At 67.3% G+C, this 15,339-nt stretch carries 18 protein-coding genes; 12 read left to right on the top strand and 6 right to left on the bottom strand.

All coding sequences use genetic code 11. The features are described from left to right. Positions 1-40 precede the first annotated feature (40 nt). The gene (locus GC146_RS09295; RefSeq protein WP_291837317.1) at positions 41-370 is read left to right on the top strand and encodes a hypothetical protein; all 330 of its coding nucleotides are present in this window, start codon (positions 41-43) and stop codon (positions 368-370) included. A gap of 111 nt (positions 371-481) precedes the next feature. Here the strand turns inward: GC146_RS09295 and GC146_RS09290 are convergent, their stop codons facing one another. Then, entirely contained in the window at positions 482-1,432 is a 951-nt protein-coding gene (locus tag GC146_RS09290) for an L-threonylcarbamoyladenylate synthase (RefSeq protein ID WP_291838500.1), read from the bottom strand. Between the two features lie 143 nt (positions 1,433-1,575). Here GC146_RS09290 and GC146_RS09285 point away from each other — a divergent pair, with 143 nt between their 5' ends. Then, positions 1,576-3,273, top strand: coding sequence for an acyl-CoA dehydrogenase (locus GC146_RS09285; protein ID WP_291837315.1), 1,698 nt, complete (start codon positions 1,576-1,578; stop codon positions 3,271-3,273). Further along, on the top strand, positions 3,273-4,310 hold the full coding sequence (locus tag GC146_RS09280) for an MBL fold metallo-hydrolase (protein ID WP_291837313.1): 1,038 nt from the start codon (positions 3,273-3,275) through the stop codon (positions 4,308-4,310). Before GC146_RS09285 ends, GC146_RS09280 begins: the two co-directional genes overlap by 1 nt. 50 nt (positions 4,311-4,360) lie before the next feature. Here the strand turns inward: GC146_RS09280 and GC146_RS09275 are convergent, their stop codons facing one another. Beyond that, the gene (locus tag GC146_RS09275) at positions 4,361-4,609 is read right to left on the bottom strand and encodes a DUF6356 family protein (RefSeq protein WP_291837311.1); all 249 of its coding nucleotides are present in this window, start codon (positions 4,607-4,609) and stop codon (positions 4,361-4,363) included. A gap of 108 nt (positions 4,610-4,717) precedes the next feature. Here GC146_RS09275 and GC146_RS09270 point away from each other — a divergent pair, with 108 nt between their 5' ends. The 4 genes from GC146_RS09270 (at position 4,718) to GC146_RS09255 (ending at position 6,785) form a co-directional block, all read left to right on the top strand. After that, positions 4,718-5,179, top strand: coding sequence for an Lrp/AsnC family transcriptional regulator (locus tag GC146_RS09270; protein ID WP_291837309.1), 462 nt, complete (start codon positions 4,718-4,720; stop codon positions 5,177-5,179). A gap of 83 nt (positions 5,180-5,262) precedes the next feature. Next, positions 5,263-5,397 (top strand): aa3-type cytochrome c oxidase subunit IV, encoded by a 135-nt coding sequence (locus GC146_RS09265; RefSeq protein ID WP_291837307.1) that lies wholly within the window; start codon positions 5,263-5,265, stop codon positions 5,395-5,397. A 22-nt stretch (positions 5,398-5,419) separates the two neighbouring features. Beyond that, positions 5,420-6,082: a hypothetical protein gene (locus GC146_RS09260; protein ID WP_291837305.1), complete on the top strand. Its 663-nt coding sequence runs from the start codon at positions 5,420-5,422 to the stop codon at positions 6,080-6,082. A gap of 58 nt (positions 6,083-6,140) precedes the next feature. Further along, a complete protein-coding gene (locus GC146_RS09255) occupies positions 6,141-6,785 on the top strand; it encodes a hypothetical protein (protein ID WP_291837303.1) in 645 nt (214 codons plus the stop codon). Here the strand turns inward: GC146_RS09255 and GC146_RS09250 are convergent. Continuing rightward, positions 6,752-7,081 (bottom strand): AzlD domain-containing protein, encoded by a 330-nt coding sequence (locus tag GC146_RS09250; protein ID WP_291837301.1) that lies wholly within the window; start codon positions 7,079-7,081, stop codon positions 6,752-6,754. The genes GC146_RS09255 and GC146_RS09250 overlap by 34 nt on opposite strands. Positions 7,082-7,083: 2 nt before the next feature. After that, a complete protein-coding gene (locus tag GC146_RS09245; RefSeq protein ID WP_291837299.1) occupies positions 7,084-7,794 on the bottom strand; it encodes an AzlC family ABC transporter permease in 711 nt (236 codons plus the stop codon). 123 nt (positions 7,795-7,917) lie between these two features. Between GC146_RS09245 and mobA the strand changes: the two genes are divergently transcribed. Together mobA and GC146_RS09235 are read left to right on the top strand one after the other, a co-directional pair. Further along, positions 7,918-8,529 (top strand): molybdenum cofactor guanylyltransferase MobA, encoded by a 612-nt coding sequence (mobA, locus tag GC146_RS09240; RefSeq protein ID WP_291838498.1) that lies wholly within the window; start codon positions 7,918-7,920, stop codon positions 8,527-8,529. Further along, on the top strand, positions 8,526-9,110 hold the full coding sequence (locus tag GC146_RS09235) for a GNAT family N-acetyltransferase (RefSeq protein WP_291837297.1): 585 nt from the start codon (positions 8,526-8,528) through the stop codon (positions 9,108-9,110). Before mobA ends, GC146_RS09235 begins: the two co-directional genes overlap by 4 nt. 2 nt (positions 9,111-9,112) lie before the next feature. Here GC146_RS09235 and GC146_RS09230 read toward each other — a convergent pair whose 3' ends face one another. Both GC146_RS09230 and greA read right to left on the bottom strand, forming a co-directional pair. Further along, a complete protein-coding gene (locus tag GC146_RS09230; RefSeq protein WP_291838495.1) occupies positions 9,113-10,120 on the bottom strand; it encodes a hypothetical protein in 1,008 nt (335 codons plus the stop codon). 86 nt (positions 10,121-10,206) lie between these two features. Then, the gene (gene greA / locus GC146_RS09225) at positions 10,207-10,677 is read right to left on the bottom strand and encodes a transcription elongation factor GreA (protein WP_291837295.1); all 471 of its coding nucleotides are present in this window, start codon (positions 10,675-10,677) and stop codon (positions 10,207-10,209) included. Positions 10,678-10,995: 318 nt separating this feature from the next. Here greA and GC146_RS09220 point away from each other — a divergent pair, with 318 nt between their 5' ends. The 3 genes from GC146_RS09220 (at position 10,996) to GC146_RS09210 (ending at position 15,339) form a co-directional block, all read left to right on the top strand. Further along, positions 10,996-12,648, top strand: coding sequence for an electron transfer flavoprotein-ubiquinone oxidoreductase (locus GC146_RS09220; RefSeq protein ID WP_291837293.1), 1,653 nt, complete (start codon positions 10,996-10,998; stop codon positions 12,646-12,648). Between the two features lie 128 nt (positions 12,649-12,776). Continuing rightward, a complete protein-coding gene (locus GC146_RS09215) occupies positions 12,777-14,480 on the top strand; it encodes a tetratricopeptide repeat protein (RefSeq protein WP_291837291.1) in 1,704 nt (567 codons plus the stop codon). Further along, positions 14,470-15,339, top strand: a complete 870-nt coding sequence (locus tag GC146_RS09210; RefSeq protein WP_291837289.1) for a 4-(cytidine 5'-diphospho)-2-C-methyl-D-erythritol kinase — start codon at positions 14,470-14,472, stop codon at positions 15,337-15,339. Before GC146_RS09215 ends, GC146_RS09210 begins: the two co-directional genes overlap by 11 nt.

Below are 15,339 nucleotides of genomic sequence, written 5' to 3'. Positions count from 1 at the left end.
AGATCAGCAAGAGGCAGCAAAGGCTGCCGGGGGACGTGACGTGAACAGAAGCGAATTCATCATCGCCACGGCGATCATCCTCTTCGTGGCTTTCTGCCTTGGCTGGTTCGCCAGTTGGCTGGTCAACCGTTTCACCCGCGTCACCAAGGCCGATATCGGCGAGCTGGACCGGATGGCGCAGGCCCTGCACGAGGCCGAGGAAACGCGCGATCAGGCGATCACCTACCTGCAGCAGCGCGAGGCGGAACTGACCAACCAGCTGAGCCAGACCGAGGCGGAATTGCGCGCGGCAATGGATGCGCTGCGCGAGGTGCGGCACGAGGCCGAGGAGATGCGCAGCTATATCGAGCGGCAGCACGGCGGCAGCTGAGCGCGAGGGGGCTCCGCCCCCGGGGCCGAATGGCCCGAGTCATAGCCAGGGGGCTCCGCCCCCGGGGGCCGAACGGCCCCTCCCCCGGAGTATTTCAGGCAAGATGAAGCGTCAGGGGCGCGGCGCGGCGGCGCGGCGCAGCCGGTCGTTGATCGCACGGCCCAGGCCGGTTTCGGGAACGGGCGCGACGGCGATGCGGGTGGCGCCTCTCCCGTCGAGGTCATGCAGACGGGCAAAGAGATTTGCCGCGGCCTCGATCAGGTCGCCGCTGGCCGAGAGCGTGAGATCGCCCGCAACGGGACCGAAGCCCAGCATGATCTCGCCGGGACCTGCGGCGGTGGCGTTCAGCCGGACGGCGCCCTGCGGCGCGTAGTGCGAGGCAAGCTGGCCTGGTGCAGTGACCGGACCGCCGGTGGCGGGTACGGCGGGCGGATGGCCAAGGCAGGCCTCGACAGCCTCGGACGGCAGACCGCCGGCGCGCAGCAGCGTGACGCCACCGTTAAAGCCTAGGATCGTCGATTCGACGCCCACGGGACAGGCGCCGCCATCGACGACCGCGGCAATGCGGCCGCCAAGGCCCGCCAGCACATGCGCGGCCGTGGTCGGGCTGATCCGCCCCGAGGGGTTGGCCGAGGGCGCGGCGACCGGGCCGCCGAAGGCGCGCAGCAAGCCTCGTGCGACCGGGTGGTCCGGCACGCGCACGGCAAGCGTGCCCTGCCCCGCGGTGACAAGGGCCGAGATGCCGGCGCCGGGCCGCAAGGGCAGGACCAGCGTCAGCGCGCCGGGCCAGAAGGCCTGGGCCAGACGTGTCGCCTCGGGCGTGAAGAGGCAGAGCGCCTCGGCCGCGGCAAGGTCCGGCAGATGGACGATCAACGGGTTGAAACTGGGCCGGTCCTTGGCCGCGAAGATGCCGGCGACCGCGCGGTCATCGCGCGCATCGGCGCCAAGGCCGTAGACGGTTTCGGTCGGGAAGGCGACGAGGCGGCCCTGCGCCAGCAGCGCCGCGGCCTGCGCAAGGCCCGGTCCGTCGGAGGCGAGAAGAAGCGTCTCGGGCGCGGTCATGACGTGGCGTTCCGGTTTCAGGGCGGCGCGCGCAGGGCTAACCTGCCGGGCGATCGCCCCGACATAGACCCGCACCCCGGCCTTGCCAAGGCGGCGGGCCTGCGGCAAGCCCGGGGCAGCGCCATTCGCAGGACACCAGAGCCATGCCCTTCCGTTCGCCAATCGCCGAGTTCCGCCTTCTGCTGGACATCGCGGGCTATCCCGCCGTCGCCGCCACCGACCGGTTTGCCGAGGCCGGCGCCGAGACCGTGGAGGCGATCTTGACCGAGGCGGGGCGGGTCTGCGACGAGGTGCTGGCGCCGCTGCAACGGGCGGGCGACACCCACCCGGCGCGGCTGGAAAACGGTGTCGTGCGCACCTCGCCCGGCTTTGCCGATGGCTACCGCGCGATCGCGACGGGCGGCTGGCTGGGCATGTCAGCCGATCCCGCGCATGGCGGCATGGGCCTACCGATGGCACTGACCACCGCCGTCAACGACATGATGGCCGGCGCCTGCCTTGCCCTGCAGTTGAACCCACTGATGAGCCAGGGCCAGATCGAGGCGCTGGAACATCATGCCAGCGACGCGCTGAAGGAAACCTACCTGCCAAAGCTGATCTCGGGCGAATGGTGCGGCACGATGAACCTGACCGAACCGCAGGCCGGCAGCGACGTAGGCGCGTTGCGCACCAAGGCCGAGCCCAACGGCGACGGCACCTACGCCATCACTGGCCAGAAGATCTACATCAGCTGGGCCGACAACGATTTCACCGAGAACGTCTGCCACCTCGTGCTGGCGCGACTGCCGGACGGGGTGCCGGGGACCAAGGGGATCAGCCTGTTCATGGTGCCCAAGATCATCCCGAATGCCGATGGTAGCCTTGGCGCGCGCAACGCGCTGCGCGTCGTCAGCCTGGAGCACAAGATGGGCCTGCACGGCTCGCCCACGGCGGTGATGGCCTACGAGGGGGCAACCGGCTGGCTGGTGGGCGAGGCGCATGGCGGCATGGCGGCGATGTTCACGATGATGAACAACGCCCGGCTGGGCGTGGGCGTGCAGGGCGTGGGCGCGGCCGAGGGCGCCTATCAGCACGCGCTGGCCTATGCGATGGGCCGGGTGCAGGGCAAGGCGGGCGGAACCGGCACGATCGTGGAACACGCCGACGTGCGGCGGATGCTGGCGCACATGAAGGCGCAGGTTTTTGCCGCCCGCGCGATCGCGCTGAAATGCGCGGTGGCGATCGACATGAGCCATGCCACGGGCGAGGCGGGCTGGGCCGCGCGGGCGGCGCTGCTGACGCCGATCGCCAAGGCCTTTGGCACCGATACCGGCATCGAGGTGGCCAGCCTTGGCGTGCAGGTGCATGGCGGAATGGGCTTCATCGAGGAGACGGGCGCGGCGCAATACCTGCGCGACGTGCGGGTGACGGCGATCTACGAGGGCACCAACGGCATCCAGGCGATGGACCTTGTCGGCCGCAAGATGATGGACCGGGGCGAGGCCGCGTTCAGGCTTCTGGACGAGGTGCAAACCGGGGCCGAGGCGGCGCGGGCCGAACTGCCGGATATGGCCGGCGCGGTGTGGGACGCGGCCGAATCGCTGCGCGAAACCACCGAGTGGCTGGTGACGCAGGACATGACCGACCGATTCGCGGGCGCGGTGCCATACTTGCGGGCGTTTGCGCTGGTGCTGGGGGCCGAGGCGCACCTTGCCGCCGCCCGGCGAGGCGATGCGGGCCGCGCGCGGATGGCCGCCTTCTTCATTACCCGGATGCTGCCGGAACATGCCGGGCTGATCGCACATGTTCGCGCCGGCGCAGACGGGCTGATGGAGATCACGCCAGACGATCTGGCCGCGTGATGGACACCGCCCAGCCCCTGCGATTTCCCCATGCCGAGGCGCCTGCGCCTGGCGCGGCGACAGAGATCGCGCCGGGGGTACTGTGGCTGCGGCTGCCGCTGCCGATGGCGCTGGACCACGTCAACGTCTTCGCGCTGGACGATGGTGACAGCTGGACGGTGATCGATACCGGGCTGGGCAATGCCAGAACCCGCGATATCTGGGAAAGCGTCATGGCGCACGGACCGCTGGCGGGCCGGCCGGTGACGCGGCTGATCGTCACCCATCACCACCCCGACCATGTGGGCCTTGCGGGCTGGTTCGTGGCGCGCGGTGCCGAATTGTGGATGCCGCGCACCCCGTGGCTGATGACGCGGATGCTGGTGCTGGACGAGCAAGCCGTGCTGCCGCCCGAAAGCCGCGCCTTCTATGCCCGCACCGGGATGGACCCGACCCTGCGCGCCCGGCGCGAGGCGGAGCGGCCGTTCAACTTTGCCGATTGCGTCGATCCGCTGCCGCTGGGCTATGTCCGGCTGGTCGAGGGGCAGGTCATCCGCATGGGCGGGCGCGACTGGGACGTGCGGATGGGCGACGGCCACGCGCCCGAACACGCGACCTTCTGGAGCCGCGACGACGGGCTGGTCATCGGCGGCGACCAGATATTGCCGGGCATCAGCCCCAATATCGGCGTCTACCCGACCGAACCCGAAGCCGACCCTGTCAGCGACTGGCTGGCCGCCTGCGCGCGGCTGGCCCCGCATGCGCGCGAGGATCAGCTGGTGCTGGGTGGACACAAGCTGCCCTTCCTCGGGCTGCCGGTGCGGATGCAGCAGTTGATCGACAACCATCACGGCGCGCTGGCGCGGCTGACAGCGCACCTGGCCACGCCGCGCAAGGCGGTGGATTGCTTCGCACCGCTCTTCAAGCGCGAGATCGGGGAGAACGTCTTTGGTCTGGCTCTGGCCGAGACGGTGGCACACCTGAACCACCTGCACCAGGCCGGGCGCGCGCGGCGCTGGCTGGCCGAAGATGATGCGTGGCGCTGGCAGGCGCTTTAGCTCTCAGCAGCGTGCAGGTCCGCGTCCATGGGCCGGATTTGATAGCTGGCCTATTGCGCCGCGTGGCGATTCTCGATCCGGGCGTAAAGGCGGCGGATGATGCGGCTGGCCGTCGTTTCGCAGACCGCAGGGACGATCGCGTGCAACAGCGCCGCGCCCGCCGCCGTGGCCAGCCAGAACGAGAACCAGCCGGCGAATCGCATATGCTGGAAATAGGTCTCGTCCACCGAGGCGGGATGATCGAGGAACAACCGGGCAAAGGTGCCGGCGCGGGCGGAGCTGGGCGTGGTGTCGGACATCGGCGGCCTCCTGCAGTGTTTGCTTGCGTGGAATCCTAACCGAGTGTGCCGGTAAAGATGTCTCAAATATCCCTATATATGCGCGTCAGGTTGGGATAATATCCCGTCATGGAGCATGATCTTGATATCATAGACCGGCGAATCCTGGCCATCCTGCAACGCGATGCCAGCCTGCCCATCGACGAGATCGGCGCGCGGGTGGCACTGTCGCGCAATGCCTGCTGGCGGCGGATCAAGGCGATGGAGACGGCGGGGGTGATCCGCGGTCGCGTCGCGCTGGTCGCGCCCGAGAAGGTGGGCTGCCCGCTGAGCGTGATGGTCCTGATCCGCACCAATGCGCATGAGCCGGGCTGGATGGAGCGGTTCCAGTCGGCCTTGCGCGCCCTGCCCGAGGTGGTGGGCGCCTACCGGATGACCGGCGATCTGGACTACGTGCTGCGGGTGCGGGTGGCCGACGTGCCGGCCTATGACGCCTTTTACAAGCGGCTGATCGACAAGGTGCCGCTTTCGGACATCTCGGCCAGTTTCGTGATGGAGGAAATCAAGGACACGACGGCCCTGCCATTGTGACGCGGGCGGCACACGCAGGCGTGACAGCGGCGTTTCAATCGTCTATCCCCACGGCAAAACCCGATTTGCGACAGGAGAGAGCGATGGCGGAGTACAAGCACGGCGAGATGGACATCCGTACCCACGAGAAAACCTTCGACGGTTTCGTCTGGTTCGTGTCACGCGGGGTCATCGTGATCCTGTGCGTTCTGATCTTCCTTGCCCTCGTCAACGGCTGACCCTGCTGCGAAAGGCGTTCCGATGCATCGACGTACATTTCTCATCGGGATGCCGCTTGCCCTTGCCGGATGCGGTGCCCAGCATGTCTGGGCGCCTGACGAAGCGGTTGCACGGGCCTTTTACCATTTCGACGGCCCACCCTCGCTGACGTTGTTCACGATGAAAAACGTGGGATCGGGCAACGGCGCGCATTCGTCGCTGATGATCAACGCCAGCCAGCGCGTGATCTTCGATCCGGCGGGATCTTTCAGCGTGCCCGAGATCCCGGAACGAGATGACGTGCTTTTCGGCATCACACCGCGGATCGAGCAGTATTACATCTCGTATCATTCGCGGATCACCTACTACACCGTGAGCCAGGAAATTGACGTCAGCCCCGAGGTGGCCGAGATGGCACTGCAACTGGCGCTGGCCAATGGCCCGGTGGCCAAAGCGCATTGCACGCTGGCGACCTCCGGCATCCTCAAACGGCTGCCGGGCTTCGAATCGATCCATTCGACGTGGTTTCCCGACAATCTCGAAAAGCAGCTGGCGCGCTTTCCCGGCGTCGTCACGCACGAGTATCGCGAGACCGACAGCGATGACAAATCCATCGCCCTGCGCCAGATCGAACGGGCGCTGCAGACCGGCAATGGTAATGGGCCGGGCGGGCCGCAAGGTGCGGCGGCAGGTCAGCCCGGGTGACATCGTGACCGGCCGCGGCTAGGCTTGTATCCATTGCAGGCTGCGGCGGACGGGTCCGATGCAGGAAAGCGACCATCAACGGGACGCGCAGGGCGCGTTGAGCCGCCGGACCATCCGCGGGGCAGTTGCGTTGACGACAGGGCTTGCGGTGGCCGGATGCGCGACTGTGCCGTCGGTCAACGCCCCGGAAAGCGAGATTGCCGCAGCCGTTTACCGTGACAGGGGCCCGCCCGCGCTGACCCTCTACACGCGAACCGATGCAGCTTCTGTCGTGGGCCAGCACACCGCGCTGATGATCGATGCCAGTCAGCGGGTCGTCTTCGATCCTTCTGGCTCTTTCAAGGCAAGCGGCATTCCCGAGCGCAACGATGTGCTGTTTGGCATCACACCACAGGCCCGCGACGTCTTCGAAAACTTCTATGCCCAAGGCGGCGACGGTCTGGAGGTGCAGCGCGTCGAGGTGCCCGCCGCGGTGGCCGAGCGCGCGCTGCAACTGGCGGTGGCGCATGGTGCGGTCGGCTCTGGCTTTTGTACGGATGCGACCGTCGGCATCCTGCGTGCGCTGCCGGGGTTCGAGGGGCTGACCCCCACCTTTTTTCCGGGGCGGCTGGCAGACGAGTTCGGCGCCCTGCCCGGTGTGACCACCACGCTGCGCCCGCACCGCTCTGATCAGGACGTAGGCAACAGCCAGAGCCCCGCGTAAAGCGTCAGCGCGCCGGCCGCGATCGCCAGAAGCGTGTTGCGCCGCCACAGGCCCGCGGCCAGCGTCGCTGCCGCCGCGGCAAGGCGTGCGATGTCGGGATGCCCGCCGGTGGCGGCGGGCCACAGGACCAGCGGCGCAACCATCCCCGGCAGCACCGCAACCGGCGTAAAGCGCAGCAGGCGCAACACCGCGGCCGGCATTGGCCGGCTGCCAATGAGGCCCAGAAACGAAAAGCGGATCAGGTAGGTACCCACCGCAAGAAGGCCGATGACCAGCCAGATGTCCGCATCGCTCATCGTCACGGCCGTCGTCCCTCCATCCACGTCTCGACACCGGCGCCCGCGACCATGGCACAGGCAGCCGCAACCAGCAGCCCCAACCCCGCCGGCAGGCCCGCCAGCAACAGCGCGACAATGACCGAGGTCGCCGCCGCCGCGACATGGGCCAGCGATCTCAGCATCGGCGCGAGCAACCCAAGAAAGGTGATGGGCAGCGCGAAATCGAGGGCGAGCCAATCCGGCACGGCGGCCCCCGCCATAGCGCCCAGCGCCGTCATCGCCACCCAAGCTGGGGTGATCGGCGTGGCGACACCAAGAAAGAACGCCACCTTCTCGGCCACGCTTAACCGCGGATTCGCCTCGTAATGCGCGAGAGAGACGGCATAGGTCTGGTCGAAATTGACATAGGCCACCAGCGCCCTTTGCCACAGCGGCGCCGATCCCAGATGGGGAACAAGTGCGGCAGAATACATCGCCATCCGCAGGTTCACGGCCAGCGCGGCAAGCAGGATCAGCGGGATCGAGGCATGCTGAACCATCATCTGCAATGCAGCAAACTGGGCCGCTCCGGCGATGACAAGCACCGAAAAGCCCATTATCTGAGCAAGATCGAGGCCGGCCTGCCCTGCCACCATTCCGAAAAGCGACGAGAACGGGATCAGGACCAGCAGAAATGGCGCGCCGTCGCGCAAGCCTTGCATATAGGCGGAACGTGGAAGACGGGCGGTCATGGGCGGAGCGGCCTGTTGTGCAATGCGGCCCGGCCCGGTTATCCAAGCACAGACAGAATGACAATCGCCAGAGAGGATCGCCGCCATGTGCTGCCCCACCCTGCCCCGCAGCAGAGCCCTGCGATGACCGGCCCCGTTGGCGTGATCCTTGCCGGGGGAACTGCGGCGCGGATGGGCGGGGGCGACAAGGTGCTTCTGCCGCTTGGCAAGGACACCGTCCTTGGGCAGGTTCGTGACCGCTTCTCGCCGCAGGTTGCGGCGCTGGCGCTGAACGCAAACGGCGATCCGGGGCGCTTTGCCGCCTACGGCCTGCCGGTTCTGCCGGATGCGCCGGGCGAACTTGCGGGGCCTTTGGCCGGGGTTCTGGCAGGGCTGGACTGGGCCGCGGCACAGGGTGCCTCGCATCTGGTGACCGTGCCGGGCGATACGCCTTTCCTGCCTTGCGACCTTGTTCCGCGCCTGCTGCTGGCCGCCGAAACCGAAGGGCGACGAATCGCCGTTGCAGCTTCGGGCGGTCGTCGGCACCCGGTCGCGGCACTCTGGCACGTCGACCTTCGCCCGGCACTGGCCGAGGCGCTAAGCGAGGGGCGCCGGCGCGTGGGCGTCTTTGCCGATGCCATTGGCGCGGCCAGCGCGGCTTTTGAAGGCGTCCCATCGGGGCCCGATCCGTTCTTCAACATCAACACGCCCGCGGATCATGCCGTGGCCCGCACGCTGGCACTGGCGCTGGCATGATCGTGACGCCGGGCATTCCCGAACGGGACCGTGCCCGGGCCGCCGCCCTTTACTGGCACGCTTTCGGGTCAAAGCTGGGGCTGGCAATGGGACCGGAGCCACTGGCCATGGCCTTCATCGCCCGTGTGCTGCGCCCCGATCATGCCTTCAGCGCACATGATCGCGATGGCAGCCTGCTGGGCGTTGTCGGGTTCAAGACCGCCGAGGGCGCGCTGGTGGGCGGCGATCTGGGCGACATGCGGGCGATCTATGGCCTTTTCGGCGCGGGCTGGCGCAGCCTGCTGCTGACAATGCTGGAGCGCGATGCCGATGATGCGCGCTTTCTGCTCGACGGTATTTTCGTGGCGCCAGAGGCACGCGGGCGCGGCGTAGGCACCTTGCTGTTGGAGGCGGCCGCGCGCGAGGCGGCGCGGCGCGGCTACGCCGAGGTGCGACTGGACGTGATCGACAGCAATCCGCGCGCGCGGGCCCTATACGAGCGGCGCGGCTTTCACGCCGTGGACGATTACAACATCGGCATGCTGCACCATGTGTTCGGCTTCCGCTCAGCAACGACAATGGTCCGTAGGGTCATGCCCTAGGCTTAGTCGAAGGCACCCGTGACCCGACCCAGCAGCATGAAGGCCCTTGCGGTGCGGGTTTCGGAGAGGTCAACAAGATCCTCGTCGCTCGCCTCAGGCTCGAACGCGACGAGCATCTGGTCGAAGCGGCGCAGGAAATGGTGCGCGGCGTCGCGAAAGATCGCATCCTCGCGCATCCGCCCGATGGCGAGGGCAAGACTGGTGCGGTCGCGCACGCCGCCAAGCGCCGCGACTGCTCGGCCCCGCTCGCCGGCGGCAAAGCGGCGCCAGATTTCCGGTCGGGCGCGATCGGGGCGCAGGTCGTCCATGTAGATGCCATCCTGCGACAGCAACGTCAGCACGTCCTGGCTTGCCTGGATCAATTGCCGTGCGGGCCGGTCCTTCAGGGCGCGCCGCAACGCTGCAAATCCCACCTCGTCTGTATCGGTATCGGGAAAGTTCAGCGCACGGATCAGGTCGGACCGCGCCAACGGCGGCTGCATCTCTTCGGACGAGGTGCCCAACGCCAGGCGCGGTTCTTCCTCGGCCGGTTCGGGGGTGCCGGGGCGGATTACCGCACGGCTGGCAGCCGGTCGGCTGGACGCGAAAACTGCGAGCGTCGATTCGGTCTGCCGCGCGGCCTGTGCGATCTCGTCAAGCTTGCGCTCGACCGTCGTGGGCGGGGCCACCGCGCCACGCGCCTGCCGATCAGCGATGTAGGCCTTGCGAATGGCGTCGATGGCCACCTGCAGCCGGCGCGATTCCTCACGCATGATCCGCCCCGAACGTGCAGCGGCTGCGGCGACCCAGATCATCGCGACCGGCAGAAAGACCGCCAGCAAGACCATGACGAAGCGCAACGGGTCCGCCCCATCGACCGCCGTCGTGGAAGAGGTGCCGGGCATCACGATGAAGATCACCGATGCAGCGACGAGCCACGCAATGCCCAGCGCAACCGCGGCGACCTCTGTCAGACCCGGGCCCGAACCTGCGCCGCCGTCGGGCGCGGACGAGGGCGAGACAGGCGGCATCACGGGGGCTCCGGCATCCCGGTTCCGCTCGGTTCGGTTGGCCTCGGCCTGGTTCATGTCCCGTCCCCCGGCGCGGCCTGCGCCGGTCAGTTGAAGCTGATCGAGACGATTTCGTAGGTGCGTTCGCCGCCCGGCGTGCGCACCTCGACCACGTCACCCTCGTCCTTGCCGATCAGCGCCCGCGCGATCGGCGATTTCATATTGATCCGGCCGCTTTCGATGTCGGCTTCGTATTCGCCGACGATCTGGAACGTCTTTTCAGAATCTGTCTGTTCCTCGTAAAGCACGACCGTGGCGCCGAACTTGACCGCGCCCGACAGCTTGGACGGGTCGATCACCTCGGCCAGCGACATCACGCCTTCCAGCTCCTTGATGCGGCCTTCGATGAAAGACTGCTTTTCCTTGGCGGAATGATACTCGGCATTCTCCGACAGGTCGCCATGCTCGCGCGCTTCGGCGATGGCGCGGATGATGGCCGGGCGTTCGACCGACTTGAGCTGCTTGAGCTCGGCATCGAGCTTGTCAAAGCCTGAGCGGGTCAGCGGGATCTTCTGCATCGTCGGTGTCCTTCGAGTATCGGGCAGGTGTCTGGCAAGGCGAAGTCTGGCCCCTCATACCAAATCGGCGGGCGCGAAAGTCAATAGGTCCAGACTGCACCGGGTGCTGCGCGGAAGCAAAGGGCAAAAACCCGCGCGCGGAGTGGCGCAGGCCGCATGAAACCGGCGAATTTGTGGGCCTTGTCAGAAAACGGCGCGCGAGCGCGCACCGGCGACCCGTTTTACGCTGTGTCGTGATTGCCCGGCCCGGCACGTTGGGCTAACCCGTTGCGCGACGGAACTGCGGGCCGATCCCGCCACGTTGGGGAGACCACCGAGATGACCGATATCGTCCGCGAGTCGATGGAATACGACGTCGTGATCGTTGGCGCGGGCCCGGCGGGCCTGTCCGCTGCGATCCGGCTGAAGCAACTCGATGCCGATCTGAACGTGGTGGTACTCGAGAAGGGCTCCGAAGTGGGGGCGCATATCCTGTCGGGTGCCGTGCTTGACCCGTCGGGCCTTGATCGGCTGATCCCCGACTGGAAAGACAAGGGCGCGCCGCTGAACGTGCCTGTGAAGGAAGACAACTTCTTCATGCTGGGCGATGCCGGGCATGTGCGCGTCCCCAACTGGATGATGCCGCCGCTGATGTCGAACCACGGCAACTACATCGTTTCGATGGGCAATGTCTGCCGCTGGATGGCCGAGCAGGCCGAGGCGCTGGGGGTGGAGATTTTCCCCGGCATGTCCTGTTCCGAGCTGGTCTATGCCGAAGACGGCGCGGTCAAGGGCGTGGTCGCGGGTGAGTTTGGCCTGAACGCCGACGGCACGCCCGGCGACGCCTACGAACCGGGGATGGAGCTGCACGGCAAGTACGTGTTCCTCTCCGAGGGTGTGCGCGGCTCTCTGTCCAAGCAAGTGATCGCGAAATTCGATCTGGCGCGCGGGTCAGACGTGCAGAAATACGGCCTTGGGATGAAGGAGATCTGGGAGATCGATCCAGCCAAGCATCGCCCCGGCACCGTGACGCACACGATGGGCTGGCCGCTGGGCGGCAATGCCGGGGGCGGATCGTTCATCTATCACCTTGACAACAATCAGGTTTACGTAGGCTTCGTGGTTCACCTCAACTACCGCAACCCCTACCTTTACCCCTACATGGAGTTTCAGCGGTTCAAACATCACCCGGTGGTGGCGGATCTGCTGAAGGGCGGCAAGCGCGTGGCCTACGGCGCGCGCGCGATCAGCGAGGGCGGCTGGCAGTCGATCCCGCAGACGGCGTTTCCGGGCGGCGCGCTGCTGGGCTGTTCCGCGGGGCTGGTCAACGTGCCCCGGATCAAGGGCAACCACAACGCGATGCACTCGGGCATCGCAGCGGCCGAGGCAGCGCATGAGGCGATCAAAGCGGGCCGGGCCGGCGATACGCTAAGTGCCTACGACACCGCGCTGAAGTCCGGGCCAGTGGGCAAGGATCTCAAACGGGTGCGCAACGTCAAGCCGCTGTGGTCCAAGTACGGGCTGCTGGCCTCGCTGGGGCTGGGCGGCTTCGACATGTGGACGAACAACCTGTTCGGCCTGTCGCTGCTTGGTACGCTCAAGCACGGGAAGAGCGATGCCGCGGCGACCGAACCCGCATCAAGGCACAAGGCCATCGACTATCCCAAGCCAGACGGCAAGATCAGCTTCGACCGGCTGACCAACGTCAGCTTCGCCATGACCAACCACGCCGAAGGCCAGCCCTGCCACCTGCGCCTGACGGATGCGGGCGTGCCGATCGGGGTGAACCTGCCGAAGTTCGCCGAACCTGCGCAGCGCTATTGCCCGGCCGGCGTTTACGAGGTGGTCAGCGAAGAGGGCAAAGAGCCACGCTTCGTCATCAACTTCCAGAACTGCGTGCACTGCAAGACCTGCGACATCAAGGATCCCAGCCAGAACATCACATGGACAGTGCCGCAGGGCGGCGACGGGCCGAATTACCCGAACATGTGATTTGCATCCCGCCGCCGCGCATGGGCGCAGTGTCCGGAACGCGGGTTTCTGCCGCAGCCGGGCCGGGGCGATTGCAGCTGCCCCGAGGCTTGGCTAGGGTCGCCCGGACGCCACGAGAGGGAAGCCCTGTGACCAGACCGACGCGCCTTGTCATCACCCTTGCCGCCGCTGCGCTGGCCGCCCTGCCCGGGCTTGCCGGGGCCGCGCCGAACCCGGGTGCCTATCTTGCGGCGCGCCAGGCCGATGCAACGCATGATTTTGAAACGGCGGCAAAATATTACGCCGACGCGATGAAGGCCGATCCCGGCAACACCGATCTGATGGCCGGCGACCTGTCGGCCCTTGTGGGCCTCGGCGATTTCGCAAAGGCCGCCGATGTTGCGCGACAGGTCGTCGATTCCGGGCAGGCCAACCCCACTGCCAACATCGTGCTTTCGGTCGATGCCGCGACATCGGGCAACTGGGCCGACATCTTCAGCGCGCTGGAGGCCGGGCATACCACGGTGCCACTGGTCGACGGGCTATCGCAGGCATGGGCCTTTGTCGGCGAGGGGAAGATGACCAAGGCGCTGGCCGCCTTCGACGACGTGGCCAACTCGCCGGGCCTCAAGGCCTTCGGCCTTTATCACAAGGCGCTGGCCTTTGCCGTGGCGGGCGATTTCGAGAATGCCGAAAAGATCCTGTCGATGACGCCCGACCAGGGCCTGCCACGCACCCGCCGCGCCGCCATCGCGCGGGCGCAGGTTCTTAGCCAGCTTGGCCGGGATCCGGATGCGGTCAAGATGCTGACCGATACATTCGGTCCAAAGCCCGATCCGGAACTGACCGCCCTGAAGGACCGGCTGACCAAGGGCGAGACCATTCCCTTCACGCTGGTCCGTGATGCCCGCAGCGGGCTGGCCGAGATGTATTTCACCGTGGCGCAGGCCCTGAACGGACAGGCCGACGATGCGGTAGTCCTGGTTTATGCCCGCGCCGCGCAGGTGCTGGACCCCGGCAATACCGACGCAATCCTGCAGGTTGCCGATCTGCTGGATCGGCTGGGCCGCTACGATCTGGCCGAGGCGACCTATGGGCAGGTTCCAAGCGACGACCCGTCGTCCCACGCTGCCGAACTGGGGCGGGCGGAGGCGCTGCGCCAGTCCGGCCGGCTTGATGCGGCGATCGAGGTGCTCAAGCAACTGGCGCGCAGCCATGGCGATCTGCCGATCGTGCAGGGCACCTTGGGCGACCTCTTGCGCCAGTCTGGCGACATGGCCGGTGCGAATGCCGCCTATACCAAGGCGCTGGACCTTTACGCGCCCGACGACAAGACGGCTTGGGTCACTCACTACACCCGCGGCATCACCTACGAGAGGATGGGCGACTGGCCCAAGGCCGAGGCCGATTTCCGCAAGGCGCTGGACCTGAACCCCGACCAGCCGCAGGTGCTGAATTACCTCGGTTATTCGCTGGTCGAGCGGAAGGAGAAGCTCGACGAGGCGCTGGCCATGATCCAGAAGGCCGTGGCGGCGCAGCCCAACGACGGCGCCATCGTCGACAGCCTTGGCTGGGCGCTCTACCGGTTGGGCCAATACGACAAGGCGATCGTGCAGATGGAACGCGCGGCCTCGCTCGAGCCTGTCGACCCGGTCGTGAACGATCATCTGGGCGATGTGCTGTGGGCCGTGGGCCGCAAGTCCGAGGCGCGGTTCCAGTGGCAGCGCACGTTGTCGTTCGGGCCGGACGAAAAGGAAGCCGCGCGGATCCGTCGCAAGTTGGCCGTGGGGCTGGACGCCGTGCTGGCCGAGGAAGGCGCGCCGCCGCTTGGCGCGGCCAGCGGTGCCCAGTAGGGCCGGCCATCCAGCACTGGCCCCGGCCAAGGTCAACCTGACGCTGCATGTGACCGGGCGCCGGGCCGACGGCTATCATCAGCTTGATTCGCTGGTGGTTTTTGCCGGAATTGCCGACCGTCTGGCTGCGCGGCTTGCCCCGGACCTGAACCTGAGCGTCAATGGCCCCTTCGCCGAGGGCGTGCCAAGCGACGGCAGCAACCTGGTCCTGCGCGCAGCCGCCCTTCTGCGCGAGGCGCGGGGCGTCAGCACCGGTGCGGCGATCAGTCTTGAAAAGCACCTTCCCCACCCTGCGGGTCTGGGCGGCGGATCGTCAGATGCCGCTGCGGCGCTGGCGCTGTTGGCCGAACTCTGGCGGGTTGCACCGCTGGACGCGACTGATCCACGGGTTCTGGCACTGGGGGCCGACGTGCCGGTGTGCATGTCCTCGCCCCGCCCCGTTCGTATGACGGGCATTGGCGAGACACTGTCACCCGTGCCGGCACTGCCTGCGGCGGGGCTGGTGTTGGTTAACCCGCGTGTGAACGTGCCGACGCGCGATGTCTTCGCGGCACTGGCCGGCACCGAAAACGCGGCGATGGAAGCGCTGCCGGCAAGGCTGAACCTTGACAGGCTGACGGCGTGGCTGGGGCGTCAGCGCAACGACCTGACGGCAGCCGCCGTCACGCTGGCGCCCGAGATCGGTCAGGTGCTGGATGTTCTGACAGCGCAGCCCAAGGTGCGTTGGGCGGGCATGTCAGGCTCTGGTGCGACATGTGTCGGGCTGGTGTCGGATGTCGATGCGGCACGCCGCACCGCGCAGGCGATCCAGCTGCGCGAGCCGACATGGTGGGTGGTGGCCGCGCCGCTGTTGGGCTGA

The sequence above is a fragment of the Limimaricola sp. genome (assembly GCF_016125575.1).
Taxonomy (GTDB): Bacteria; Pseudomonadota; Alphaproteobacteria; order Rhodobacterales; family Rhodobacteraceae; genus WGLM01.
Note: the sequence above shows the minus strand (reverse complement) of the source record. Positions and strands in the feature narration are given on the sequence as shown.